The sequence below is a fragment of the Halostagnicola alkaliphila genome (assembly GCF_055379965.1).
Genome location: NZ_AP043826.1, coordinates 1,355,651 through 1,381,433 on the forward strand (window position 1 = coordinate 1,355,651; position 25,783 = coordinate 1,381,433).

At 61.8% G+C, this 25,783-nt stretch carries 25 protein-coding genes; 11 read left to right on the forward strand and 14 right to left on the reverse strand.

All coding sequences use genetic code 11. The features are described from left to right. Positions 1-69: 69 nt before the first annotated feature. Complete coding sequence (locus tag ACZ5C7_RS11855) at positions 70-1,287, reverse strand: MFS transporter (protein WP_464376511.1); 1,218 nt, start codon at positions 1,285-1,287, stop codon at positions 70-72. 116 nt (positions 1,288-1,403) lie between these two features. Between ACZ5C7_RS11855 and ACZ5C7_RS11860 the strand changes: the two genes are divergently transcribed. Further along, positions 1,404-1,574 (forward strand): HVO_0758 family zinc finger protein, encoded by a 171-nt coding sequence (locus ACZ5C7_RS11860; RefSeq protein ID WP_464376512.1) that lies wholly within the window; start codon positions 1,404-1,406, stop codon positions 1,572-1,574. A gap of 173 nt (positions 1,575-1,747) precedes the next feature. Here the strand turns inward: ACZ5C7_RS11860 and ACZ5C7_RS11865 are convergent, their stop codons facing one another. From ACZ5C7_RS11865 to ACZ5C7_RS11885, 5 genes are all read right to left on the reverse strand, one after another. Next, entirely contained in the window at positions 1,748-2,950 is a 1,203-nt protein-coding gene (locus ACZ5C7_RS11865; protein ID WP_464376513.1) for a DHH family phosphoesterase, read from the reverse strand. 82 nt (positions 2,951-3,032) lie between these two features. After that, the gene (locus ACZ5C7_RS11870; protein ID WP_464376514.1) at positions 3,033-3,938 is read right to left on the reverse strand and encodes an SDR family oxidoreductase; all 906 of its coding nucleotides are present in this window, start codon (positions 3,936-3,938) and stop codon (positions 3,033-3,035) included. A 45-nt stretch (positions 3,939-3,983) separates the two neighbouring features. Beyond that, a complete protein-coding gene (locus ACZ5C7_RS11875; RefSeq protein ID WP_464376515.1) occupies positions 3,984-4,202 on the reverse strand; it encodes an Lrp/AsnC family transcriptional regulator in 219 nt (72 codons plus the stop codon). 22 nt (positions 4,203-4,224) lie between these two features. Next, positions 4,225-5,205 carry a transcription initiation factor IIB gene (locus tag ACZ5C7_RS11880; RefSeq protein ID WP_464376516.1) on the reverse strand — a complete coding sequence of 327 codons (981 nt, stop codon included), beginning with the start codon at positions 5,203-5,205 and terminating at the stop codon, positions 4,225-4,227. 364 nt (positions 5,206-5,569) lie between these two features. Next, the gene (locus ACZ5C7_RS11885) at positions 5,570-6,244 is read right to left on the reverse strand and encodes an HD domain-containing protein (RefSeq protein ID WP_464376517.1); all 675 of its coding nucleotides are present in this window, start codon (positions 6,242-6,244) and stop codon (positions 5,570-5,572) included. A 226-nt stretch (positions 6,245-6,470) separates the two neighbouring features. Here ACZ5C7_RS11885 and ACZ5C7_RS11890 point away from each other — a divergent pair, with 226 nt between their 5' ends. From ACZ5C7_RS11890 to ACZ5C7_RS11900, 3 genes are all read left to right on the forward strand, one after another. Further along, a complete protein-coding gene (locus ACZ5C7_RS11890) occupies positions 6,471-6,887 on the forward strand; it encodes a cobalamin B12-binding domain-containing protein (protein WP_464376518.1) in 417 nt (138 codons plus the stop codon). Continuing rightward, positions 6,884-8,008: a methylmalonyl Co-A mutase-associated GTPase MeaB gene (meaB, locus tag ACZ5C7_RS11895; RefSeq protein WP_464376519.1), complete on the forward strand. Its 1,125-nt coding sequence runs from the start codon at positions 6,884-6,886 to the stop codon at positions 8,006-8,008. Before ACZ5C7_RS11890 ends, meaB begins: the two co-directional genes overlap by 4 nt. Before the next feature lie 104 nt (positions 8,009-8,112). Continuing rightward, positions 8,113-9,051 carry an alpha/beta fold hydrolase gene (locus ACZ5C7_RS11900; protein ID WP_464376520.1) on the forward strand — a complete coding sequence of 313 codons (939 nt, stop codon included), beginning with the start codon at positions 8,113-8,115 and terminating at the stop codon, positions 9,049-9,051. A gap of 251 nt (positions 9,052-9,302) precedes the next feature. On the opposite strand, the gene ACZ5C7_RS11905 is transcribed toward ACZ5C7_RS11900, so the two are convergent. From ACZ5C7_RS11905 to ACZ5C7_RS11920, 4 genes are all read right to left on the reverse strand, one after another. Continuing rightward, a complete protein-coding gene (locus tag ACZ5C7_RS11905; protein ID WP_464376521.1) occupies positions 9,303-10,805 on the reverse strand; it encodes an amidase family protein in 1,503 nt (500 codons plus the stop codon). Between the two features lie 369 nt (positions 10,806-11,174). Continuing rightward, the gene (locus ACZ5C7_RS11910; RefSeq protein WP_464376522.1) at positions 11,175-11,513 is read right to left on the reverse strand and encodes a hypothetical protein; all 339 of its coding nucleotides are present in this window, start codon (positions 11,511-11,513) and stop codon (positions 11,175-11,177) included. A 426-nt stretch (positions 11,514-11,939) separates the two neighbouring features. After that, a complete protein-coding gene (locus ACZ5C7_RS11915) occupies positions 11,940-12,332 on the reverse strand; it encodes a DoxX family protein (RefSeq protein ID WP_464376523.1) in 393 nt (130 codons plus the stop codon). Then, a complete protein-coding gene (locus ACZ5C7_RS11920; RefSeq protein WP_464376524.1) occupies positions 12,333-13,379 on the reverse strand; it encodes a WD40/YVTN/BNR-like repeat-containing protein in 1,047 nt (348 codons plus the stop codon). It abuts the gene before it with no gap. A gap of 229 nt (positions 13,380-13,608) precedes the next feature. Between ACZ5C7_RS11920 and ACZ5C7_RS11925 the strand changes: the two genes are divergently transcribed. The 3 genes from ACZ5C7_RS11925 to ACZ5C7_RS11935 all read left to right on the forward strand — a co-directional run bounded on the left by ACZ5C7_RS11925 (position 13,609) and on the right by ACZ5C7_RS11935 (position 17,174). Further along, positions 13,609-14,607 carry a TatD family hydrolase gene (locus ACZ5C7_RS11925; protein ID WP_464376525.1) on the forward strand — a complete coding sequence of 333 codons (999 nt, stop codon included), beginning with the start codon at positions 13,609-13,611 and terminating at the stop codon, positions 14,605-14,607. A 111-nt stretch (positions 14,608-14,718) separates the two neighbouring features. Continuing rightward, entirely contained in the window at positions 14,719-15,507 is a 789-nt protein-coding gene (locus ACZ5C7_RS11930; RefSeq protein WP_464376526.1) for a helix-turn-helix domain-containing protein, read from the forward strand. Between the two features lie 170 nt (positions 15,508-15,677). Then, positions 15,678-17,174: an amidohydrolase family protein gene (locus ACZ5C7_RS11935; RefSeq protein ID WP_464376527.1), complete on the forward strand. Its 1,497-nt coding sequence runs from the start codon at positions 15,678-15,680 to the stop codon at positions 17,172-17,174. A gap of 216 nt (positions 17,175-17,390) precedes the next feature. On the opposite strand, the gene ACZ5C7_RS11940 is transcribed toward ACZ5C7_RS11935, so the two are convergent. Together ACZ5C7_RS11940 and ACZ5C7_RS11945 are read right to left on the reverse strand one after the other, a co-directional pair. Then, the gene (locus ACZ5C7_RS11940; protein ID WP_464376528.1) at positions 17,391-18,278 is read right to left on the reverse strand and encodes a fumarylacetoacetate hydrolase family protein; all 888 of its coding nucleotides are present in this window, start codon (positions 18,276-18,278) and stop codon (positions 17,391-17,393) included. An 87-nt stretch (positions 18,279-18,365) separates the two neighbouring features. Beyond that, positions 18,366-19,724 (reverse strand): amidohydrolase family protein, encoded by a 1,359-nt coding sequence (locus ACZ5C7_RS11945; protein WP_464376529.1) that lies wholly within the window; start codon positions 19,722-19,724, stop codon positions 18,366-18,368. Between the two features lie 112 nt (positions 19,725-19,836). On the opposite strand from ACZ5C7_RS11945, the gene ACZ5C7_RS11950 reads away from it, so the two are divergent. Further along, positions 19,837-20,451, forward strand: a complete 615-nt coding sequence (locus ACZ5C7_RS11950; protein ID WP_464376530.1) for a TetR/AcrR family transcriptional regulator — start codon at positions 19,837-19,839, stop codon at positions 20,449-20,451. Positions 20,452-20,621: 170 nt separating this feature from the next. On the opposite strand, the gene ACZ5C7_RS11955 is transcribed toward ACZ5C7_RS11950, so the two are convergent. Next, positions 20,622-21,380, reverse strand: coding sequence for a hypothetical protein (locus ACZ5C7_RS11955; RefSeq protein WP_464376531.1), 759 nt, complete (start codon positions 21,378-21,380; stop codon positions 20,622-20,624). A 172-nt stretch (positions 21,381-21,552) separates the two neighbouring features. On the opposite strand from ACZ5C7_RS11955, the gene ACZ5C7_RS11960 reads away from it, so the two are divergent. The 3 genes from ACZ5C7_RS11960 to ACZ5C7_RS11970 all read left to right on the forward strand — a co-directional run bounded on the left by ACZ5C7_RS11960 (position 21,553) and on the right by ACZ5C7_RS11970 (position 25,006). After that, the gene (locus ACZ5C7_RS11960; protein ID WP_464376532.1) at positions 21,553-23,049 is read left to right on the forward strand and encodes a sulfatase family protein; all 1,497 of its coding nucleotides are present in this window, start codon (positions 21,553-21,555) and stop codon (positions 23,047-23,049) included. A gap of 111 nt (positions 23,050-23,160) precedes the next feature. After that, entirely contained in the window at positions 23,161-23,901 is a 741-nt protein-coding gene (gene aglF, locus ACZ5C7_RS11965; RefSeq protein ID WP_464376533.1) for a UTP--glucose-1-phosphate uridylyltransferase AglF, read from the forward strand. 121 nt (positions 23,902-24,022) lie between these two features. Next, positions 24,023-25,006 carry an SDR family NAD(P)-dependent oxidoreductase gene (locus tag ACZ5C7_RS11970; RefSeq protein ID WP_464376534.1) on the forward strand — a complete coding sequence of 328 codons (984 nt, stop codon included), beginning with the start codon at positions 24,023-24,025 and terminating at the stop codon, positions 25,004-25,006. A 37-nt stretch (positions 25,007-25,043) separates the two neighbouring features. Here the strand turns inward: ACZ5C7_RS11970 and ACZ5C7_RS11975 are convergent, their stop codons facing one another. Beyond that, the gene (locus ACZ5C7_RS11975; protein ID WP_464376535.1) at positions 25,044-25,769 is read right to left on the reverse strand and encodes a diphthine--ammonia ligase; all 726 of its coding nucleotides are present in this window, start codon (positions 25,767-25,769) and stop codon (positions 25,044-25,046) included. Positions 25,770-25,783 lie beyond the last annotated feature (14 nt).

Genomic DNA, 25,783 nt, shown 5'->3' on the forward strand with positions numbered 1-25,783 from the left:
ACATGTGGCGGACGAGGAGTCCGGTTATGGAACTCCTGTTGGGTGTTTCGTTGTGAATCGGGCGTTCGTTCAACGCGAGCCGCCGTCGGGAAGCAGGTTTGCGAACCAGAGGCCGACCAGCACGGCGATCAACACGACGAGCCCGCCCGCGAGTCCGGCGAAGACCTCGTCGAAGCTGAACCCGATGTCGACGAGGCCGCCGACGAGAACGCTTCCGACGGCCTGAATCGGCATCATCGTGCCGCTGAAGACGGCGTATCCGCTCCCGCGGTGGGAGTCCGGTAAGGACGCCAGGATGTAGGTATCGGTCGCCGGGAAGAGGCTGTGCATCACGTAGCCGATCACCGCCGAGATCAGGAAGACGGCGAGGAGACCTTCCGCGAGGATCAGGCCGACGAGACAGATGACGAAGCCGATCAGGACGGCGAGCATGAGCGGTACGAACGAGATTCGATCGGCGATAATGCCGGTGAGCCAGAACGCCGGGACGCCGGTCGCGAAGACGACGGTGAGCAGAATCTGTGAGATTCCTTCGGAGAATCCTTTCGATTCAACGAGGTAGACGACGTACATGTTGAAGACGCCGTTCCAGACGAGTCCGGCGAGACCGACGATCGCGATTCCCGTGAGAATGATACGCCACTGTGCGAACAGCGCCTCGGTAAGGTTCAGGTCTTTGCGTCCGGCGCCGGGAAGGTCGACTCGGCGCGCGGTTAGATAGAACGCAAACGCCGAGATCACCGCGCCGACAGCCATCAACAGGAAGATCACCCGCCAGGCGGCGATCGGAAGGTACGCGATCGCGTAGACGGCGGCCACGAGCGGCGGTGCGGCGACGGCTGCGAGCTGGCTCGCCATGCCGTTTATTCCGATTGCGCGGCCCGGTCGGTCGGGAAAGAGTTCGCTTACGAGCGGCATCGCCGAAACGTAGTACACGCCGCTCGCGATGCCCATCAGTAACGCACCGACGTACAGAACTGAAAGCGAGGGCGCGAACGCGGCGAACACTGAACCGCCGGCGAGAATCAGCCCCGTCGCGAGCACCACCCACCGCCGAGGAACTTTCGTCAGGACGTATCCGGTCGGAAACCGCGGCGCTGCGCTTCCGATCCAGACCAGCGTCGCGAGGAGGCCGACCGCGCCCGCGCTCGCGCCAAACGTCGTCCGAAACGGCTCGAGGAGCGGCGCGTAGATCATTCGGCCAAGGTTTACCAGAAAGACGAGTCCGCACAGCGACCCGAAGACTGCCGTCCGACCGCGAAAGCGCTGGGTCACTGGATTGTTCATGTGATAGCTGTCGGTCACTCGCAAGTGATCCTTTCGAATCGAAACTCATCAGGTGACAATTATCCTGATTAAAACAGCCCGTGTCTTTTTCTCCCCGACCTTCGTAGGAGTTGAACATGCAATCAATCCGGAAGGCACTTCGCAAGGGAGAGCTCGATAAGGACACCTACGAGCGAGTGGTCTGTGCTGACTGTGACAAACCCCTGAAGACAGAAAACGATCCGGATACGATCACGACGATTCGAATCTGTCCAGAGTGTGATACGAAGTGGAAGGAAATCCGCTAATCTCACGGGACGTCCGTCAACCAGTACTCTCTCTTCTCGTTTCACTTCGACCGATCGCGTTTCGATCCGATCCGTTCGAGTCTCGATTTCTCGTCAAGGTCGTCGGCTGAACGCCAGCGCGTCCCCCTCGCGGTCCAGCATCCGCCGCCTGCGTTGGTCCGCTTCGGTTTGCGTTACGACCGGTCCCCGGACATCGCCGAAAATAACCGGTCTTCGAACTCGACGCGGCTAATTCCGTCCGAGGGGCCGATGCCGCGCATGTGCTCGAGGGAAAGCTGTCCGCCGCCCATTCTGGCGTGACCGCCCGCGTTGGCCATGGGGATGTCGCTGACGACGTGCCGAAGCGTCTCTCCCATGTGGACTCGGTCGTCGCGCGAGCGCCCTGAGAGGTGCAATGTTCCGTCGTTCTCTCCGTAGACGACCACGGCCGTCACTCCCTCGAGGTGCATGAGTTCGTCCGCGGCCTGTGGAATCGCGTCGACGTTGTCGATCTCTCCGACGTTGCAGGTGGCGAACGATCCCTCGACGCGTTTTTCCGTGATCGCTTTCGCTTTGATCTGTAAGACGTCGTCGCTGACCTGCGGATTGGCGATCCGGTCGAGACTATCCTCGTCGATCCCCGAAAAGAGAAACGCACACGCGTCGAACTCCGCTCTCGAGCAGCCCTTTGTCAAGTTATTCGTATCAGACTGGATCCCGTACAAAAGCCCCGTCGCGAGTTCAGGAGAAATCTCGAAGCCGCCACCGTCGTCGGACTCGTCTTCCACCATCGTCCCGTCCATATCCTCGAGATACTCGACCACGATCGTCGACGCCGCCCCGTAGTCGGTCCGGACGTCGGTGAAAGCGGTTCCCGCTCCGTTTCCCGGATGGTGATCGACGACGACGACCGGTTCGACCGTTTGGGCCCCCGTAAACCCGCGCGGTGTGTTGTGATCGACCAGCACTACGGTCTCGGCCGCGAGGTCGGAGCTCGATTCGACCGTCTCGAGGTCGAGATCCAGAACGGTTCTGAACGCGCGATTTTCCTGATGACGTATTTCGCCGGGATACTGAAGCGTCGTTTCCGTGTCGACCGAATCCGCGATTTCGGCGACGCCCATTGCACACGCCATCGCGTCGGGATCGGGGTTCGGGTGCATCAACACCGCCACTTCGTCGTGTGAGGACAGCACTCGCTTGAGACGCGAGCCGGGGGGTCGTCGAAACCATCGGACGAGCCACCAGCCACCGAGCAAGATGCCGACGGCTCCGAGAACGACTAGCGAAAGGACGAGCGGGTCCGTCGACTCCGCGAAATCCACCGCGCCGTCGACCACCAACGCGCCGTCACCGCCGGACGCGTCCCCCAGCAAATGGCCTCCCCGATAGCTCATATCCCACTGTTAAATCGAGCAACCAAGAATTTTCCCCTGCTTGATGGGTTCTACCCTGTCAATATTTGCCAGGAGAGAGGAGTTACTCGCTCGAGGCGGACTCCGCTGTATAGTCGTCGATAGCGGCTCGATATCCCTCGCGGAAGGTCGGGTATGCGAATTCGTACCCGAGCGACCGCAGTTTCTCGTTCGAGCACCGCTTGCTGGTCAGAATCCGCCGTTCCGCGGCCGCCGACAGCTCCTCGTTCTCGAGTCGCTCGGCTTTCGTCTGCTTCTGCGGCTCCTCGACGCCCGCAGCGTTCGCGAGCCAATCCGCGAACGCCCACTTTTCGGCCGGTTCGTCGTCGACAATTTGAACGACTTCGCCGCGCGCGAGGTCCTCCTCGAGGACGAACCGAACGGCTCCCGCCGCGTCGTCGCGGTGAACCATGTTCAGGTAGCCCGCCGTGACCGGCCCCTCGAGATAGCGCTCGAGTCGGTATCGATCCGGTCCGTAGAGACCCGCGTATCTGGCGACGGTTCCATCGAACCCGTACTCCGGCGGTAACTCGAGTGCGATGCGTTCGGCCTCGGCGAGCACCTCCGTTTTCTCGGTAGTCGGTTCGATGGGCGTCTCCTCGTCGACCCACTCGCCGTCGTGGTCGCCGTGAACGCCCGTCGAGGAGGTGTAGACCAGCTGATCCGGCGGGTCGTCCCGCGACCCGAAAACCTCGATCGCCGTGCGGAGTCCCTCGACGTACACTCGCCGCGCCGCCGTCGCACCGCGTCCGCCGCTGCTCGCGGCGAAGACGACGGCGTCGACGGGCGGAACGGCCTCGAGATCACGTTCGTCGGTAATATCCGCCTGGACGCCCTCGAATCCGTGGGATTCGATCGTCTCGATGCCCTCGCTCGAGCGTCGGACGCCGACCGCCTCGTGGCCGCGCTCGGTAAGCTGGCGGCCAAGTTCACAGCCGACGTGGCCACAGCCGAGAATTGCAACTCGCATACGTAAATTCGGAGGTAATCCCCCATAATGTCACCGCTATGGTTCCTATTCGTCAGACGAAGGGTCGTTTTCGGGAGCGCTCGCGTCGCGGTCGACGAGACGATACCGACCGGAACCGACCAGTCGAACGTGTCCCTGCTTGTGGAGCCGTTCGCACGCGACTTCGACCGTCATCGGGTGGTCCTCGAGGTCGGACGCGAGTTCGACGACGTCGAGCGGTTCTTGGTCGGAAAGCTGGCGGAGTATTCGCTGTTTGGTATTCATTCGCTGGTTCCTACTCTGCTTCTCATTGGCCGTCTTGGTATTCTGCGTAGACATCGAGAATCTCCGTGTATCGTTTTCGGATCGTCACACAACTCACGTGAGCGACGTCGCTCACGGCTTCCTGGGTTACGCCCTCGTTTGACAACCGTCCGGCGGCGTACAACGCCGCGGCGGCCATGCTCGCCGGACTTCGACCGCTGTGAAGCGCGTCGGCTTTCGCCGTCTCCAGCAACTCCCGCGAGAGCCCTTCGGCCTCGTCGCTGATCTCGAGCGCGGAGGAAAACTGGGGCACGTACTGGAGCGGATCTGCCGGCTCGAGCTGGAGGTCCAGCTCCTGGGACAGGTACCGATAGGCCCGCTGAATCCGGAGCTTTTCGACGCGGCTCACCGTCTCGAACTCGACGAGCGTTCGCGGCGTTCCGTGCTGTCGCGCCCCGGCGTAGAGACTCGCCGTCGCCATCCCCTCAATGGATCGACCTGGCAACAGTTCGCGTTCGGCGGCTCGCCGATAGATGACGCCCGCCGTTTCTCGGCACGATTTCGGTAAGCCGAGCGCCGAGGCCATCCGATCGATCTCGCCGAACGCCTGTTTGAGGTTTCGCTCTCGAGCGTTTTTCGTGACAAATCGCTCGTCCCAGGTTCGGAGTCGCTTGAACAGCTTTCGCTTTCTCGCCGAGAGTTGTTTTCCGTAGCCGTCTTTGTTCCGCCAATCGATCCGCGTGCTGAGTCCGTTGTCGTGTCTGAGTTCGCTCGAGGGCGCGCCGACTCGGCTACGGGATTCGCGCTCTTCGGCGCTGAAAGCCCGCCACTCCGGACCGCGATCGATCGTTTCCTCGCGAACGACGAGGCCGCAGTCGCGACACGTCGTCTCCCCCTGCCCGGCGTCTCGACGGAGAGTCCCCTCACATTCCGGACACTGGGATCTCGAGTCGGGCGCTTTCGTCCGATCGGTGGATTCCTGTGTCTTGACACAAGGAGGGGTTTTGATACGTGTGTTGTCCATGGGTGAACGATGGGAGTCCGCTGCAACGATGGCAGTTTTCGAAGCGACGGGATTGTGTTCGTCTAGCACATTCGATGCAGGGGATAAGAGCGCGAGGCGGATTCCTATTCGTTGGGAATCCGCTCGCCCAACGCACGCCGTCAGAAATAGAACCGTGTCGAAAGTCCTCCGTCAGTCGAGTTTCTCGCACGGTAGAAACGGGTAGTCGGAGAACACGACGCGATTCGGCAATCGGTATCGCAGATGCTAGCTACCGTGCGAGCGGGAGCCCAAACGCCTCAGGCGTCGAGAGCGACTCCGGAGAGACCGCGCTCTCGATACTGAGTTCGGAACCGGATCGAGAGAAGATTCCTTCTCGAGTCCCCTATCCACCGATCGCCGCGATTTCGTCCTCGAGCCAGTCGCTGAACCAGCGGACGCGTTTGAGCCGCTGGTGGGCGATACTCTCGGCCGCGTCGCTTTCGACTCGGTCGGCGGCCTCGAGACCGCGTTCGAGGACCCGGTCGACCATTTCTTCGGAGTCCATGTGCGTTCGGGCTTCGTAGCCCATGCGAAGGAGCATCAGCGCGATTCCGTTCGCGCCGACTTTATCGAGCAAGTCGGCTTCGATGAGACACTGCGTCTCGAGTGCGAGATCGTCCAGATCCCCCTGATAGGAGTGGTATTCGACGGCTCGACAGACCTGCGAGATGAACGATTCGGGGTACTCCCCGCGGGACTCGAGATATTCGCGAGCGACGCGTGCGCCGGCTTCGGCGTGGAGCTCCTGATCGGTCTCGAGCTTGGAGACATCGTGGAACAATCCGGCGACGCGCGTGACGTCGACGTCCGCGCCTTCTTCCTCGGCGATCTCTTCGGCGAGTGCGACCACGTTGAGGATGTGGTTGTGTCGATACTCGGCCGAGTGCCACGGGTACCAGCGCATTCGACCGCCTTCGTCTTCTTTCTCGACGCTGGCCGCCAGATACTCGAAGACAAAACTTTTCATCGCCTCGAACTCGGCGTCGGATACCCTGTTTTCTTTTATTTCGACGCCCACGAGAGATCCCTCCGCAGTAAACGAATGATAGTCATTAGCGGAATATACGGTCGTTTCGCTCTTTAGCCTTTGGTTCGGGCGGGTTTTGCTTTCGCACGGTCGTTTCAGACGGGTAACAACGACCCTGGCGTGGTTTGCTGGCACGAACATCATCAACACGATTGATACTAACACACCCTAAGGAACGACCGTTAAAGTCAAACAGACGGCCCGGAAACGTACGGTCATGAGCAGCGAACAGGAAGCGGAGTCGATTCGGTGTCTCGTCTCGAAAGTCGGTCTCGACGGACACGATCGCGGGGCACACGTCATCGCCCGAGCGTTCCGCGACGCCGGGTTCGAAGTCATTTACTCCGGACTGCACAAAGCGCCTGACGAGGTCGTCCAGGCCGCAGTGCAGGAAGACGTCGACGTCCTCGGCATCTCTATCCTCTCGGGTGCCCACAACACGCTCGTCCCGAAAATCATGGACGGACTCGAGGAGTACGACGCGAAAGACGACACGCTGGTCCTCGTCGGCGGCGTGATTCCCGACGAAGATCGACCGGCACTCGAGGACGAGGGCGTCGCTGCCATCTTCGGTCCCGGAACCTCCATCGAAGAGACGGTCGACTTCGTCCGCGAAAACGCCCCGCAACGATGAGCGCGGCGGACGACCAGCTTCTCGAGGACCTACTCGCGGGAAAACATCGCGCGCTCGCCCGGACGATCTCAAAGATCGAGGATCGGTCGCCGGGCTACCGCGATCTCGTCTCGAAACTCTACGCGCACACGGGTGAGGCGGATGTCATCGGCATTACTGGAAGCCCCGGTGCCGGCAAATCGACACTGGTCGACAAACTCGCCGAAACGTACCGCGAGCGCGGGGAGACGGTCGGCGTCATCGCGATCGACCCCTCCTCGCCGTTCACCGGCGGTGCGGTGCTTGGCGATCGCATTCGGATGGCGTCGACGGTCGGCGATATGGACGTCTTCGTGCGTTCGATGAGCGCACGAGGCACACTGGGCGGGCTCTCGACGGCGACCGCGGACGCCGTCAGGGCCATGGACGCATTCGGCAAGGACAAGATCATCATCGAGACGGTCGGCGCGGGGCAGAACGAGATCGATATCGTCCGCACGGCCGATACCGTCGGCGTGCTCGTCCCGCCTGGCTCGGGCGACTCGATCCAGACGCTCAAGGCTGGCATCCTCGAGATCGCGGACGTGTTCGTCGTCAACAAAGCCGACCGCCCGGGAGCCGATCGGACCGTCAAGGAGCTGATGGAGATGATCGACCTCGGCGAAGGCGGTGGGTTCGGCGGCGGAAGCGGCGGACATCACGGCGTCGACGGCACCGAAACGGACGACACCGTGATCGGCGCTGTCGCGGATACCGACGAGTCCGCAAACGCGGACGGATCGGACGGCAACGCGGATTGGCGACCGCCGATCGTCGAAACCGTCGCCACGAAAGGCGAGGGGATCGACGACCTCCTCTCGGAGTTCGCGACCCACCAAACGTTCCTCGAGGAATCCGGCGAGCAGGCCGAAAACGCACGTCAGCGCTACGCCGAGGAGATACGGACGCTGCTCCGGGAAGATGTCAATGCGCTCCTCGCCGAGCGACTTCAACACGCCGGCGGCGTCGAGGAGTTAGCCGATGCGGTCCGAACCGGCGACACCGATCCGTACACGATCGCCGACGAACACCTCGAGCCGGTCGAGGAGTGTCTCGAGGGACTCGAGACCGCGGAGGTTTCGGAGACGAGTTCGCAGTCCTGAACGACTGGAGCGGCTTTTTGTCGCCGATCGCGCCTACGGCCGATCGGACACAGGTTCTGTAGACCGGCCGCAAGTTGAAGGTCGTCGACGACGAATCACGGGGCATGAAGCTTCGAACGGTAGTCGCCGGAGCCCTGGGAACCGCTGGTGCAGCCGTCCTCGGAAATCGCGTGCTCGCAAAGCGGGCGGGTGACCTCGAGAACCCCTTGCCCGGCGTCGAGCGAACCTATCGGTGGCGCGGGATGGATATCTCTTACACTGTCGCCGGCGATCCAAATGCGCCGGATATGCTCCTCTGTCACGGCGTTCACGCGGCCGCCAGTAGCAACGAGTTCGAGCCGATCTTCGAACGCCTCGCCGAGGACTATCACGTCATCGCCGTCGACCTCCCCGGATTCGGTCGCTCGGATCGGCCGCCGCTGGTGTACTCCCCGCGGCTCTACGGCGAGTTCGTTCGCGATTTCGCGAACGACGTTACGGATTCGCCGATCGTCGTTGCCTCGTCGCTCACCGGCGCGTTTGCCGCTGATGCCGCCGAAGACGCGGATATCAAGCGGCTCGTACTCATCTGCCCGACCGCCGAAACCGGGGACGAACGGCCGTGGCTCCGAACGCTCCTTCGAACGCCGGTCGTCGGCACGACGCTGTTCAACTTCCTCTCGAGCAAGCCGTCGATCCGCTACTTCTACGACCGCGACGGCTACTACGATTCGGCCAATATCGACGAGGAACAGGTCGCCTACGCCTGGGAGAGCGCCCATCAACCGGGCGCGCGCTACGCTCCGGCGTCGTTCGCGTCGGGCACGCTCGATCCCGATTCCGAGTTCGACCTCCAGACCGAACTCGCCGCCCTCGAGACGCCGACGACGCTCATCTGGGGCCGCGACGCCGAGTTAGTCCCCCTGCGCGACGGCAGAGACCTCGCGGAAGCGGCCGACCTGGATCTGGTCGTCATCGACTACTCGACGCTGCTCCCCCACGCCGAACACCCCGAGAAATTCGTCGAGTACCTGGCCGCGGAGCTTCCGCATCTCGAGGAGTAGCCACGAAAAGACGCCGGTCGTTCGAGAAAGAGCGAAAGTGTCGCCCTCTCGAGGGTCGTCAGATGGCGACTGCCAGACGCACGGCGTTCGGGTACCAGTGCTTGGTATTAGGACTCTTTGTTCGGAAACGGCCTGAAACTGAGTCGGCCGATTCGGCAGGTACGTCTGCGAAAGGAGCAGGATTCGCTTCGATCACTCGTCGAAGTTGAGTCAGTTATATTTGAGGTAATCGCCGCCTTTCTGAGTGATGACTATCCGTTATACTGTTCGTAGGCAGAGGCCAGTTGGAACAGCGTGGCCTCACCAAATCGCTCTCCAACAAACATCATACCGACCGGCGCACCGTCAATTTCCCCACAGGGAACTGTGATAGCGGGATGGTGCGTAGAATTGAACGGTGAGGTATTGTGACCGATGCTCGAACCAGATTCTTGTTCAATCATCGTTTCGAGTCCTCTTACCCCGCCGTACTCGGGCGGTTTGATCGGAACAGTTGGCATAACAAGCGCGTCGGCGTCGGCCAGTGCCTCGTCGTACTCGTCGCGCATACTCATGGCAAGGTTCTGCGCTTTCCCGTAGATCGAGCCGCCGTAGTTGCGCCGAACGAACTCTGAAACGAGCAATCCGACTTTCGCTGGAACCGGCAAATCACCGCTACGAGCATCAAGAGCGCGGCTGAGGTATTCGGCTGCACCCGTGTCGTACCATCCACTGAAGCCACTCGCGACTCCGCTTTGTTGCAAGATCTGACCGTATCCGTAGCGGATAATTGCCAGCGTTAAGTCGGATGCTTCGAAATGGTTGGGGATTGATACTTCGGTGACCTCAGCGCCCACTGCCTCGAGATCATCGATCGCCTCCTGAACAGTCTCGATGACAGCTGGGTCGGTCTCTTCATGCTCGAACCCCTCCTGAAGTACTGCCACAGTCTTATCGGAGATATTGTCGCCAAGGGCAGCAGTGTACTGCTGAGTCTGGAGGTCGTGAGGTTGGCGGGGATCGAGGCCGTCTCGACCTGCCAAAATCTCCAGCGCGAGAGCCGACTCTTCAACTGTCCGAGTTATTGGCCCCGTGTGATCGATCGAGGGGTCCGCCCCGAAAATACCGGTATAGGGGATCAATCCGTGTGTGGGTTTCAATCCGACAAGTCCACCGAACGAAGCGGGAATCCGAATCGAGCCACCCTGGTCACCGCCCATTCCAATGTCAACTTCGCCAGCAGCGACCGCCGCTGCTGTCCCCGAAGACGACCCGCCGATGCTGTACTCTGGAGCAGTCGGATTTCTCACCGACCCGTAGTCGGGAGCACCGATAGAGAAGCTCCACATATTGTTTTTACCCGCAATGGTGGCACCAGCGTCAAGCAACCGTGTGGCAACTGTCGCATCGATCGTCGGGGCATAACCCTCCATCACCCTGGAACCGTTCGTGAGCGATATTCCAGCGACGCTTATACTGTCTTTCAGCCCGACCGATAATCCTTCGAGAGGGCCGTCTGTAGTACCCTCAATACTGCATTTGGTGATCCACGCGTTGTGTGGGTCCTCCCGTTCGGAAGGCTGATAGCCCGGGCTACGATTTGTATCTTCGTAGTTACGTGGTGAAAACTGTGGAGTCGCCGTTTCTTCGACCCTTTCCAGCGGATCCAGTCTGTTAGCTACGATCTGCGTATAATCCTCGAGGTCGTCATCAGCAACGATGATACCGAGGTCAGCGGCCAATTTGTCGAGTTCCCTTTCTGAGGGGTGTCTCATGATCTGCACCCGTCAATATCCTGAACCGAGTGTGTGTTGCAAATTCGTATGTCAACTAATACAACTTCAGATTGAGATTGAAAGCTGATACGTCGTAGCTTACTGAATGAAAGTTTCTTTAACATTCCTATCATAGGTATGTTCACACGTACCAAAAATTTTCGCCCTTTGATCAAACCCATCACCACCTGTTTGTACGGATCAGCTATCGGAGACGGTTAGCAGGTTCCAGAGAGTATGATAGTCGTTCAGGTAACTGCACTACCTGTAGATACCGTTGGTTTCACTGGCAAATCAAAATATCAAAACTTTGCTACTATCTACTGGTACCGACGGCCTGCATAACGACGATGGTCTGCGACTCGAGTCTTACTCGAGCAGATCCGCCTCAACCCGGCAGCCACAGGGATACGCGTTATGCTGGGTCGGGACGAGTTGAACGACCGCGGTGACCGGGAGTCCACACTGGGGACACTCGGGATGTGCCGACGGCTCCTCGTCGGTTACTCGAACGCCCAGATTCGTCACAACGAGCGACACGCCCCGAACTTCGAGGCGGACCTCGACCGCACTGCCGCCGGAATCGACCAGCCGGGCGAGCGCTTCGGGGTCGAACTCGCTTGCGAGCTGGTAGGCGTCTCGAGGAACTCCCTGCTTCTCGAGGGTTCGAACGATGTCCACGACCAGATCGGTCGTCGGCGGAGTCATCGTTTGTGTCCACCTCCGAGTGCGTAAGCCGTAACTGGCAGCACGTATGCGCCAGCGAGCAGTAGTCGACTTCGATTCGTCTGTCGGACGGGATGTTTAAGCCCGCGGAGAAGTAATCCAATCATGGCAACCGATCCATACTCGGGTTGGAAGCCACGTCTCGGGTGGTCTCAGCACCCGGGGCATTTCAATACGAACGCCCCCATGTCGCGGAGTGTGTGGCTTCCATTTGCCGTTACGTCCCGTAGTGTCATATAACTACTGTTTCGGGGCAGGAATAATGTCGTCTCGAGGAGGGTGTATACGTGCGAATGCAGTGAACTCGTGGAGAAAGATCGCTGCTAGGTTCGAGAACATGACTGACGCTGACAACAGGGATTTCCACGTCGTTCACGGGTCACCTGTCCCGAAAAAGGACAAACGGGTCTAGGCGTCTCGGTCCGCCGCCTCGAGCAAGAGTATCGCGCCGCCGAGCAGGGCGACGTTCTTCAAGAAGTTGATCTTGTTCGCCTGGCGCTCCTCGCCCTCCATGGTCCAGAAGTCGTGAATCGCCGGCGTCGTTGACAGAAAGAAGACGACAAGCGCCCCGGCGGACGCTCGAGGGAACTTCCAGAGCAAGATACCCAGATTCGCGACGAAGAGCATCCCGGTGACGAACGGGACGAGGAGGTCCGGAACGGGGACTCCGTTCTCTCGAGCGATCTCGACGCGCTTCTCGTTGTTCTTGAAGCCGTCGACGGCCATGTACGCGAGGACGCCGCCGTAGAGCGCCCGACCGAGGGCCGACGGCGGATCGCTCGATTGGGAGGTGTCGGCCACTCAGACCACCTCGAGCCGGCTGACGTTCGCGTCGACTCGGCCGACCGTGTGATACTCGCCGTCGTCGTCCCGTCGCATGATCCGGCCCTCGACGTCGTCGCGCTGGTCGGGCACGTCGAAGAGACTCGAGCCACAGATAACGTTTCCCTCGTACACGTCCCACGTCTCGACGATTTCGTGGGGTTCGCCAGGGTAGGGGACCCGGTCGAAATCGCGTCCGAAGTTCGTCGACTCGAATAAGGCGGCCTCGTGATCGTCCTCGACCCAGGCCGGCGGGGCCTCCTCCCCGCCGCAGAAGAAGACGGTGCCGTCGTGGACGAACACGCACCTAATGTAGGAGAAATCGTTCCCGTCGTCGAGGCGCGTCCATGAATCGCCCGCATCGGTCGTCCGGTAGAGGCCGCCCTCGCCGACCGCGTGGCCGAGTCCGAGATTCTCGAGTTCGTGATCCAGGTACCCCGTCGTCGCGAGCCAAACGTCCGCCGAAATCGGCAGGACCTGGTGTACGTCGTCGACGATCGCATCCCGTCGATCGCGCCACGTTTGGCCGCCGTCGTCGCTCAGGTGGATGCCGCCGGCTTCGACGCCAGCGATCAACCGTTCCGGTCGGCCGGGGACGGTCTCGAGCGCCCGCAATCGCGCGTAGTGGGGATCGATCGGGGATTCCCAGTGGCCTCGAGAGGGGAGATCGCGAAACCCCTTCAGTTCGGTCCACGTCCCCCCGTCGTCGACCGAGCGGTAGAGGTACGGGTCGTTCGTACCCGCGTAGAGCGCCCCGTCGGCCGTCGCCAGAATCGACCACACCTCGCTCTCGCCGGCGTGCCAGAAGCGGTCTCCGAGCGGAACCTCGAGGTCCTCCCAGGTCTCCCCGCCGTCGCGCGACCGGTACGCGCCGCTCGAGGACGCGACGAAGACGCCGTTGGCGTGATCCCACGATTTCACGGCCGTCACCACGTCACACTCGAGAACGCATTCCGCCTCGGATCGGTCGAACGGAATTTCGTCGACCCGGTACAGGCCGTCGTCTGTGCCGATCAACAGTGACATACGACGTGTGTGGGATCGACACACAAATAAAGTTTTACCAGGCCGTAAAACGCTAAGTGCTGGCGGACAGAAGATGGTACTCGAGACGGGTTCATCCACCAGCCGAACGAAGGCGGCCAAACGACTGCTCGTCAGGAGTTCGATCCGCCTACGATTCGATCCGCCCACGACGGGACGACATCGCTTCAGCAAATTTCAGCGCCCGACGCACTACGACAGCCACAGATCCATGACACCGACACACCCGACGAAACGACCGACCGATGCGACACACCTCGAGGATGGGCCCGACCTCCCGACGGAACTGCTCAACCTTCCCTGGATCGACATCCACAACCACGCGCACACGCTCTCGTGGGAGGACCGGGAACGCTACGCCCTCGCCGGGTGCGAGTCGATGGTGATGGTTGCCTCCGGCTACCACTGGACGCCCTACAAGCCGGTCAGGGCCGAGGACGTCCGATATCTCTGGGACGACGCGATCAACCGCCGCGCGGCCATCGAGCGCGATCACTTCTTCGAGGCGAACCTCGGGTTGGGCATCCACACCGGGGTCCGCATCGAGAACCCGGACGAACTGCTCGAGGCGATGGCCGACTACTGCGAACTCGAGGAGGTCGTCGCCGTCGGCGAGACGGGTGTGACGCCCGCCCAGCACGTCGAGGCCTGGGACGTGGCCGAACAGCGAGCCATGGTTCAAGGGCAGATGGAGCTCGCGGACGCACACGACCTGCCTGTGCTCTTGCACACGCCGAATCAATCCGGCGATTCGGGTCGATCCTACCGCTCGGAAATCGGCGTTCCGGGTTACGAGAAGAACACGGGGCTTGGAGCTGAGCCGGTCCTCGAAGGCGACAATCCGGCGCTCGAGGCTGTCAAACTCGACGTCGAGGCGATGGATGACGCCGGGATCGACGACGAGCGCGTCGTCGCCTCGCACGCGGACGGAAACAACACCGAGTATCTCATGGAGAACACGGACTGCTACCTGAGTTACACCATCGGCCACTCGTGGCTGATCGGCGTCGACGCCGCGGACGTCGCGAACGCGATCGACGAGTACGGTCCCGAGCGGATCATGATCGACACGGACTGTGCGAACGTGCTCCGGACGGATCCGTTCGCGCTGAAGCGGGCCATCTTCGAGCTCTACCGGTACGGCATCGACGAGGACGCGATCCGGCAAGTCGTACTCGAGAACCCGCGCGAGGTGTTCGATGTCGCGTGACGATTCGGTCGTGGCCGCTGGAACCGCAGAAACACCACGGGCGACGAATGCACGGACTCGGTTGGAATGTTCCAAGCCTGTCTTTAGGGGCTATTCGACGAAACGATAACCATGCAGGCGTTCGAATTCACGATTACGTACGAGAGGGGTGCCGACGAGCTGATGGACGTCTTCATCGAGAATCCGGGACTGTACTCGAAAACGATCTCGTGTAACGTCTCCGGCGGAACGATGTGGCGACTGGACGAAGTGACGGGACCGAGAGAATCACTTCTGGCCTACGATGACGTTCTCGAGGGGTTAAACCGGTGTACGAATCTCGAGGGCGCCGGCGGGTGTCAGATCGACTGGTCACACGAAGTGCTCGTCGAGACGGCAAATCGCCGTGTTATCTACTCAAAGCAATCAGAGGGTCCCGGCTGTCGATCGGTCCCGTACCTGGTGAGAGAGTCTCTCGGCGACGGGGCGCTGTTCCGCGCAGAACAGTATCACGATACGTACAAGTGGCGCGTCCTCGTCGAAAACGACGCGTCGTTGAGCCCGATCTACGAGACGATCGACGCCCACCTCAGGACGGGACTCGAGTTGCGGTTCGAGCGCGTGGATCACTCGCCCGAGTGGGACGACCGGCGATCGACCGCTGACGATCTGTCCCACGAACAGCGCGAGGCGCTGCAAACGGCGGTGGAGTACGGCTACTACGAGTCGCCGCGAGAGGTGTCCTTACAGGAAATCGCAAACGACGAAGGGATACCAGTCTCGACGCTCCAGTATCGGATTACGCGTGCAGAAGCTTGGCTCGCAAAGCGCTACCTTTCGGGATTCGTCGAGAATCCATCGGAGTCCACCAACTCCGGTGAAGACGCCGGTCCCGAAGGCGAAGTGTCGGTTTCCTCCTGAGTCAACCCGGTTTTCGGGATCGGTCGCCCGGTTCGAGTCTCCAGCACAATGTGACTGATTGGTGAATAAATGAAGAGATAACCAGGTGACGGCGACGACGATGTCGCGTTTGGAACGTTCCAAACGAGGCCACTTCTCCCGCCGGGGTAATCACCAACTGTGACACGACGATGAAGGAACCGACGACTGCTGATGGACGGACGGTATCGCGACGGAACTATCTCAAACTCGGAGCCGGGACGGCGCTATCGCTGCCGCTTGCCGGCTGTTTCGAATTCGGAGGCGACTCGGCGTCGGACGCGTCCGAGTCTCCATCCGACGGTACGCACCTGACGATCATCAAGGACGGCACGCTGGTCCCCGTGGACCCCGACGTGGGCGTTCAAGAGCACGCGGACGTGTTGATCGAGGACGGAGAAATCGTCGACATCGCCGATACCATCGACGAGGCCGACGCCGAAATCGTCGATGCGAGCGACGCCATCGTCCTCCCCGGGTTCGTCAACTCCCACCTTCACACCTGGCAGGCGAGCGTCCGCGGTACCACCGGTGACTGGACGTTCTCCGAGTACCTCGAGTCGATGCTCGGTGACGTCAGCAGCCGGTACGAACCCGAGGACGCGTATCTGGGGAACCTCTTCGGTGCGGTCGAGCAACTTCACGCCGGGACGACGACGGTCCTGGACTGGTTCCACATCGCGAACTCCCCGGACCACACCGATCGGGCGATCGACGGGCTCGAGGACGCCGGCATCCGGTCGGTGTTCGCCCACGGGCCACCCGGGGACGACGGCGATACGTGGTGGGAGGCGAGCACGGAACCGCACCCGTCCGATATCGAGCGACTGCACGACGAACGGTTCCCGGCCAACGACGGATTGCTGACGTTGGCGATGGGTATTCGCGGTCCCGATTACGCGACCGACGAGGTCGTCGAGGACGACATCGCCCTCGGCCGAGAACTCGACGTCCCGATCTCGATGCACATCGGCTCGCTCGGTCCGGGCGGCGTCTACGATCTCGAGGAACTCGATCTCCTGGGATCGGATCTCAACTACGTCCACGGGAACCGGTTCGAGCAAGAAGAGTTCGAGTTAATCGGCGACTCCGGCGGCTCGATTTCGATCACGCCGGAAGTCGAGATGCAGATGGGAATGGGGATGCCGGTTCTCGGCGAGGCCATAGCGGCGGACGCGACGCCGGCCCTCGGCGTCGACATCACGTCGAACGTCAGCGGCGACATGTTCACGCAGACGCGGATGGCCCTGCAGGCGCAGCGAGCGCTGGACAACCAGCCGGCCGTCGAGCGAAACGAACAGATCGAATCGGTCTCCATAGACGCCCGACGCGCGCTCGAACTTGCGACGATCGATGGCGCACGCGCACTCGGGATGGAAGATCGGATCGGCTCGATCACGCCGGGTAAGCGGGCCGATATCGTCATGTTGAGCACCGACGACATCACCACCGCACCCGTTCACGACCCCGTCGAAACGGCGGTGTTCCAGGCGGGAACATCCACCGTGGACACCGTATTGGTCGACGGACGAATCGTCAAACGCGACGGCGTGGTACGCAACGAGGCGATCGAATCGCACTGGTCGGCGTTCGAACAGTCGGGCGCCGATATCATCGACGAGAGCGTCGTCGAGCCCGGGCGTCCCTGACGATCGAACGGAGCCAACGGTACAACGGGGCCGACGCCGCGAACCGATTCCACCGAAGTCGACGCCACGGACCGACGCAGCTCGGCTTCGACTGCAAGACGTCGAGCAAGCGTTTACGGGCGGCGAGCGCGGACTCTCGCGATCCGCGTCAACTGCCTCCGAGTATCGCCTTACGTTTTGATGACGTCTTTAAAACACGTCAAGTGTCGAGGTCGATCAGTCGAACGCACAGAAGTTCGTCAGCTCGCCGACGCCCTCGATACCGATCGTGACCTCGTCGCCGTCCTCGAGCAGGACCGGCGGCTCTCGATAGACGCCGACCCCGGGCGGCGTCCCGGTGAAAATGAGGTCGCCCGGCTCGAGCGTGAACGCCTGGCTACAGAACGACACCAGCTCGTCGATGCCGAAGATCAGGTTGTCGGTCGTCGACTCCTGGAGCCGCTCGCCGTTGACCTCGGCCCAGATCTCGAGGTCGTGAGGGTCCTCGAGTTCGTCCGTCGTCACGAGTTCCGGGCCGATCGGTGCGAACGAATCGAGACTCTTGCCGCGAACCCACTGGCCGTCGCCGTGCTGGAGGTCTCGAGCCGACACGTCGTTACCGACGAGGTAACCCGCGACGTGCTCGAGCGCCTCGTCCTCGTCGACTCGACGCGCTTCGCTGCCGATGACGACGACGAGTTCCGCCTCGTAGTCGACCTTTTCGGTGAGGTCGGGGTCCCAGGAGATGGTGCTCTCGGGCCCGGTCACCGAAGTGGGGAACTTCGAGAAGAGGACCGGCTCGTCCGGGATCGGATTGTCGCCCTCCTCGGCGTGATCCCGGTAGTTGAGGCCGACGCAGACGACCTTGTTCGGATCGCTAACCGGCTCGAGCCGCGTTACTTCGTCGGCGTCGTAGGTTCCTGTTCCCGTCTCCTCGGCGTATTCTAAGGCGAGTTCTACCTTTCGTCGCCACTGCCAGTCGGCGAGGAGGTCGGTCGTCGCTCGGGGGATCTCGAGGCCGGCTCCCGAACCCGCTTCGGGGAGGCTGATGACCGTTCCGTCGGTGGTCGATACGCCGCACCAGGGTTGGTCCGCGTTCGTCGTCCGATATTGTCCGATTCGCATGAGTGTGTGTTATGAGTTATCGCGTCGCGAAATACGTCTTCGGTTCGGAGCGTGGGCGCTGTCGATTCCGGTTGCGGAAACCGAACGTTACAGATCTAGTCCCGCTTCGTCGATCAGTCGCCGGCCTGACTCCACGAACCGGTCGAACTCCTCGCTCACCGCGGGGTTGAGCAGTTCGCCGTCGCGTTTGGCCGGCTCGCCGTTAACGAGCACCGTGTCGATGTGGGACGGATCGGACTGGAAGACGACGGTCTGGATGGGCGAGTGCGCGGGAGCCGTCATGAAGTCGTCCGTCCGGATCGTCACGATATCAGCCCGTTTGCCGGGCGTCAGCGTTCCGATCTCGTCTTCCATGCCCAGCGCCTTCGCGCCCTCGATGGTCGCCATCTCGAGGGTATCCCGACAGCTCAGGCTCACGCTGGTGACCTCCTCGTCGTTCTCGAGCGTTTGCTGGTTGTCGAGCATCCGTTGAACCTGTAGGCCGACGCGCATTTGACTGGTCATGTCGCCACTGATGTCCGAACAGACGTCGACGCCCCAGGTCGGCCGCCCGCCGGCCTCGAGCACCTTCCCCGTGACGGGGATGCCGTGGGCCATCTGCATCTCGACCTCCGGCGTGGCCGAGAAGGAAACACCCTGGTCGACGGCGTAGTCGATATCCTCCTGAGAGAAGTGATTCGCGTGGGCGACGTTCACGTCCGGGCCGAGCATGTCCGAAATCGCGCCGAATCCCTGGTAGTCCTCGCCGTAGATCGACGACGGCCAGAGCGCGGCACCCATGTGAATGGTCGCGACGACGCCGAGGTCGCGGGCGAGTTCGAGATCGCTCCGAGCGACCTCCTCGGTCGTGAAGTCGGGACCGCGCAGCGCCAGCCCGAGCGAGAGCAGGTCGTCGTCCTCGATTTTCTCCTCGCGGAGCTGTCGAACGTGTTCCTCGGGGTGACTCTCGGTGCTGTCGAACCACCACGTCGCCGCGTCGTCGCCCGGCGGGCCGTAGGCGTAGACGGTTCGAAGTCCGGCCTCTTTCAGCCCGTCGACGGCCCGCTCGGCGTGTTCGGGCGTGTTGATGGCGTGGGACCAATCCAGCGCCGTCGTCGTCCCCGTGTGGAGCTTCTCGAGCGCGCCGAAGAGGTTCCCGAGGTACATGTCCTCGGGTCCGTAGAGGCCGGCGATGTTCCCGAGCATGTCGTCGAAGTAATCGCCCATGAGCGACCAGTCGCCGGCGATTCCCCGAACTTGCGTCTGCCAGAGGTGGATGTGCGAGTCGACGAAACCGGGGAGGACGATCTGATCCGTCGCGTCGATGACCTCGGCGTTCGACGCGTTCAGACCGCGCCCGACCTCGACGATTTCGCCGTCGTCGATCAATACGTCCGCCTCCTCGAGTTGTCCGATATCCGGGTCGAGCGAGACGATCGTCCCGTTACGTATGATTGTTCGTGACATGCGCAGTTGGCTAGTCTTACCACGAGGATAAAAATTTACTGCTCGGTAAACTTTCTGCGGTCACTGGTTCCCGGAGCAATCAAATTATATAGCGTTCTCCCAGAGTAGGCCTATGAGCGAGTCCGACGGGAAAGTGACCTCCAAAGACACCGAAGTGGTGATCATGGAGGCGACCTTTCGTGCGTTGAGCAAGCACGGGTACTCGGACCTCAGAATGCGCGATATCGGCGAGGAAATGGAATTAACCCGGCAGGTCATTCACTACCACTACGACGGCAAGTACGACCTGCTCTCTTCGTTTCTGGAGTACGTCATCGAGCAGTACGAAGGGAGCGTCGAGGTCGACAAAAACGCGGACCTCCGGACGGAGCTTGACGCTCGGATCGACCAGTGTCTGTTCGGCCCGGAGTTCGGCGAGTTCACCCACTGGGACCGAATGAAGGTGTACCACGAACTGTACACGCAGGCCCAGAACGACGGCAAGCACCGAGAAATTTTCAACGAACACTACGAACAGCTTCGGGGAAGCGTCGTCGAAGTCATCGAGGAAGGCATCGAACAGGGAACGTTCCGCGATGTCGACGCCCAGCGTATGGGGCAACTCATCACGGACGTTATCCACGCTGCGCGGGGCCGGCGAATCTCGCTCGGCCACGAGGACGCCCCCGAACAAGCACGTCGGGCCATCGACGAATTCATCCTCGACTCGCTCGCCCTCGAGGAATAATAGTCTCGTGAACGGGAATCACACCTTCTCGTGACTACCGAGCGAGGTTCACAACTACTGAGGGTCGCTCTCCGCCGCTCGCTCTCGCCACACCCGCGGGGTGATATCCCGGAGATCCGGATGCGCCAGACGCTCTCGAGCGTCGTCGCTGAGTTCATCGTAGGTCTCGGTCACCCCACTTCGTCGCGGATCGCCTGCCACTTCGCGTGGCGCGTCGAGACCAGCACGGGGATTTCCTCGAGATCGAGCAGGCGGGCGATCGTCAACCGGTGGTTTCCCGCCCCTTTCTTGTGGAACTCCCCGTCCCGTCCGATAGAAACGCGAACTTCGTTGAGAAGGGGGTGCATCGCGTCGTTGTTTCGGTCGAACGCCGCCGACGGTCGTTCGCGGAGCAGTTTTTCCTGGGTTTTGTACCCCTCCGCGGCGATCCGGTCGTACAGGTCGTCGATCCCCTCGTAGTACGCCTCGAGTTCGTCGACCGAGTCGAACCCCTTGACGGACTGGTGGTTCTCGAGTTTCTCGCGGTACTGCTGGTACTTCGCGGTCTCCTCCCACGGAACGCCGTCGCGATACCGAGCGACGACGGACCGGTAGGTCGTTTTCTCGACGAAATCGCCGTCGTGTCGATCCCACCGGCCGCCGATCACGCGGCCCCACCGTTTGGGAACGTCGTCGTCGAAACGGTCGACTTCGGACGGATCGACCCGGAGGATTTTAAACGGATTCGCGTCGGTGTACTCGTCGCCGGAAAGCCGATTTCGAAGGCGAATACCCGACCAGAGAAGGGGACGAGGATCCGCCGTCCGTCGGAGAACCGTCCTCGTCGCCGACCAGCAGGCGTAGCCGACGAAATCCCGTAGCTCTCGGAAAAATCCGCGAAGACCGTTCTTCCGAACGAGAGAGACGGATCGACGAAGCCGACGAAGCATCGTTCGTCGTGTTCGAACGTATCAGCATAGGCGTTTTCATCCGCTGCGCACTCGGCACGTCGCCGATGGGGACGCGTGTGGTCCGAATCCGTGAGGACGACAACGCTTCCCGACGAGCGCGCTCGTCCTCGAGACCGTGAGGTCTATATCGCTGATGGGTCACTACCCGGTAATGGCAACGAACGTACTCGTGGTCGTCGTCGACGCCCTTCGGGCGGATCGAGTGGGCGCCTACGGAGGGCGTCCGGTGACGCCCACGATCGACGAGCTTGCCGCTTCCGGGACGCTCTTCGAACGGGCCTACAGCACGATCAACGCGACCGATCCCGCGTTGACCTCGCTACAAACCGGCCGGCTCCCGCGGACCCACGGCGTCCTCAATCACGGATCGCACGTCACCGACGAGGAAAAGCGGGCGGTCGAAGGGACGCCGACGCTCCCGGTCGCCCTCGAGGAGCGAGGGTACGACACGGCCGCGTTCGGTCGCCCGCTCGGGCGCTGGCATCGGCGGGGGTTCGACCGCTACCCGGAGCTGTCTTCGGCCCACTGGCGTCTCAAGTCCCTCGAGAAGTCCGCGAGCAGTTTGCTGTACGGAATCCACCCCGCGATCGGCGATACGATCTCGCGGACGTACAACGCGCTCACCGATCGAACGGGAAGCGGCGACGAGGACGGCGTCGTCCGGGAGTTCACCAACTTTCTCGACGGCGCCGACGAGTTCTACTCGCTCGTGCACCTGATGGACACGCACACGCCCTACGACGTGGACGACGGCCTCGTCGAGCGCTATCTCGAGGAGTACGACTACGAGAACAGGCCCCTCTCGGACGTCGCCGAGGAGTTCCCGACGGGCTCGATCACCGCGAACAGCCTTCAGCCCGGCGGCGTCGTTAATCAGGACAACGACAGGTGGAAAGACCACGAGGCCGGCGTCGGAACCGCACTCGCTCGAGCGCAGTACGACGCGGCGGCGACCGAAGCGGACCGAACCATCGACGGGCTGCTCGAGGCCCTCGAGGCTCGCGAACTGCTCGAGGAGACCCTCGTCGTCGTTCTCGCGGACCACGGAGAGTCCCTCGGCGAACACGACATCTACTTCGAACATCACGGGCTCTACGAACCGACCGCTCGGATTCCGCTCGTCGTTCGGCCACCCGGCAAGAGCGCGGCGGATCGGTCCGAAGAACTCGTGAGCATCACCGATATCGCGCCGACGGTTCTCGACGTTCTCGACGGTCGCGACGACAGCGAGGTGCCCGCATTCGACGCCGACGGCCAGTCCCTCCGACCGCTTCTCGAGGCCGAAGACGGCTGGGAGAGTCGAGATTCGCTGTTGCTCGAGGAAGCGAACACCCAGCGGCTCAGAGGCGTCCGAACCGACCGCTGGAAATACCTCGAGGCGGTCGACGGTGATCCGACCTGTCGGTACTGCGAACGTTCCCACGGCGCGAGCGAACAGCTGTACGACCTCGAGTCGGATCCCGAGGAGACGGACAATCTCGTCGACGAGCGCTCCGAGAAGGCGGCCGAGCTTCGAGACGAGTTAGCCGCCTTGCTCTCGAGTCACGAAGCGATATCCTCGTCCTCGGACGATTCCAACGGCGACGCAGTCGAGTACGACGACGAAGCGGAAGTGCTGGATCGGCTCGAGTCGCTCGGCTATCGCTGACCCGGCGTTCGAAGACGCACCGCTACCGTTGTTCGGAACGAACTCCCGAACTGATAGGATTCTGTCGAAGTAACCGAAAGTATTTGTCGCCGCGTAGTGACCGCTTTTGATATGCAGGCTGTCGTCCTCGCCGCAGGGAAGGGTACGCGCCTCCGGCCGCTCACAGAAGACAAGCCGAAGGTCCTCGTAGAGGTCAACGACAAACCGCTCATCGAAGACGTCTTCGACAATCTCCTCGAGATCGGCGTCGACGAGTTCGTCGTCGTCGTCGGCTACATGAAAGAGAAGATCATCGAACGCTACGGCGACGAGTATCAGGGCGTGCCGATCACCTACGCCCACCAGCGCGAACAGCTCGGTCTCGCCCACGCGATTTTGCAGGCCGAACCGCACATCGACGACGATTTCGTCTTGATGCTCGGCGACAACATCTTCCGCGGGAACCTCGGCGACGTGATCAACCGCCAGCGCGAGGACCGCGCCGACGCCGCCTTCCTCGTCGAAGAGGTGCCGTGGGAGGAAGCCTCTCGGTACGGCGTCCTCGATACGAACGAGTACGGCGAAGTCGTCGAAGTTATGGAAAAGCCCGACGACCCGCCGTCGAATCTCGTGATGACCGGCTTTTACACGTTTACGCCGGCGATCTTCCACGCCTGTCACCTCGTTCAGCCCTCTGATCGCGGCGAGTACGAACTCCCGGACGCGATCGACTTGCTGATCCAGTCCGGCCGGACTATCGACGCGCTTCGAATGGACGGCTGGCGTATCGACGTCGGCTATCCCGAGGACCGCGACCGAGCCGAAGAACGAATCGCGGATGATTCGGGCGTCATTGCCGAAACCACCGACTGAGACCACGAGACCAGGCGGGGAGACTCCGTTTGAAACGTCTACTCCGTGTTCCAGCTCGATTCGCCTCAGAATCTGGCACGGTCCGTAAGCGACTAACCACCCCTTCTCATCTAGGGCGAATATGAACGTTCTCGTCACCGGTGGGGCGGGCTTTATCGGCTCTCACATCGCTCACCGGCTGGTAGCGGACGGCCACCGCGTCGTCGTCCTCGACGTCCTCGATCCGTACTACAACCCGACGATCAAGGAGCGAAACCTCGAGTTGTGCCGCGAGGAAGGCGGCGACCGGTTTACGTTCGTCAACGGCTCGATCACCGACGAAGCGCTCGTCGACGAAGTCGTCTCCGAACACGATATCGAATTCATCTACCACCAGGCCGCACAGGCGGGCGTCAGGACGAGCGTCGAAAACCCCAAGAAGCCCCACGAGATCAACACGACTGGTCTCCTTAACCTCCTCCTCGCGGCCGACGAGCACGGGGTAAAACGGCTCGTTAACGCCTCGTCCTCGTCGGTCTACGGCGAGGTCGAGTACCTTCCCTACGACGAGGACCACCAGAACGTTCCACAGAGCCCCTACGGCGTCACCAAACTCACGGCGGAACACTACTGTCGCATCTGGAACGACCTCTACGACGTAAACACCGTCTCCCTTCGATATTTCACGGTCTACGGGCCGCGAATGCGGCCCAACATGGCGATCACGAACTTCACCTCGAGGTGTCTCAACGGCCACCCGCCGGTCATCTACGGCGACGGCCAGCAAACGCGCGATTTCACCTACATCGACGACGTCGTCGATGCGAACCGATCCTTGCTCGAGACAGATGCGGCCGACGGCGAGGTGATGAACGTCGGCTCGACGGGAACGATCACGATCGAGGCCCTCGCGGAGCACGTTATCGATCAGACGGGTGCGGACGTCGGGATCGAGTACACCGACCCGAAAGAGGCCGACGCGCGACACACGCACGCCGAGGTTTCGAAAGCCAACGAACTGATCGACTACGAACCCTCGACGGAGATCCGCGACGGCGTCGGACAGTTCGTCGAATGGTACCGAGCGAACCGCGAGTGGTACGAACCGTTAGTGCTCGATTCCTGAAGCCGCGCGCCCTGCGTTTAGAGCGCTCGCCATCGCGCTACTCGAGGGTCGCTTCGGTCACCCGAATCCGCCCGCGGGTGCCGTCCCACTCGGTCTCGTACTCGAGGTCGATCCGTCGGTCCATGTGCGGGCCGTCGACGACCAGCGTCTCGAACTCGCCGCCCTCGCCGAGCAGGTGGACGCCGTACTCGTCGTTGAGTTCCTCGAGGTCCTCGAACGCGTCTTCGTCCAGCGTCCGTCCCAGCCACGATTCGTCGAGACCGTGGGCCGCGACCTGAACGATCACGATTTCGAAGCCCGCCTCGAGCATCGCCTCGCCGAGTTCTCTTGGGTCCTCCTGCCAGAGCGGCGCGAAGAGGTCACAGTCGAGTCGCTCGCACATTCCTTCTATACGGCTCGTCTGGTATTCGCTTTCGACAGCCCCCGCGGTGAGTCCCGCGATTCCACCGTCGAGTTCGGGTTCGAGCTCCTCGAGTGCGGCTTCGAGCGGCTCGAGTTCGTCGTCTCCCTGCGTCCCCGAATCCTCGGCGGCGCTCGCGTCGAAATCCTCCGGTTCGACGTCGACCAGCGGAATGTCGACGCTTTCGGCGGCGAGCGTCGCGAGGTCCGTTTCGGGGACGTGGTACATGTACGAGTCGGCCGCCGGATGGACGGTAACCAACCGTTCGACCGCCAATCCGTGCTCTAAGGCTTGATACAGCGCCCACGAGGAGTCCTTTCCGCCGGAAAAGAGGCTGATCCACGCGCCAGCTTGATCGCTCATGCGCTACGGTACGT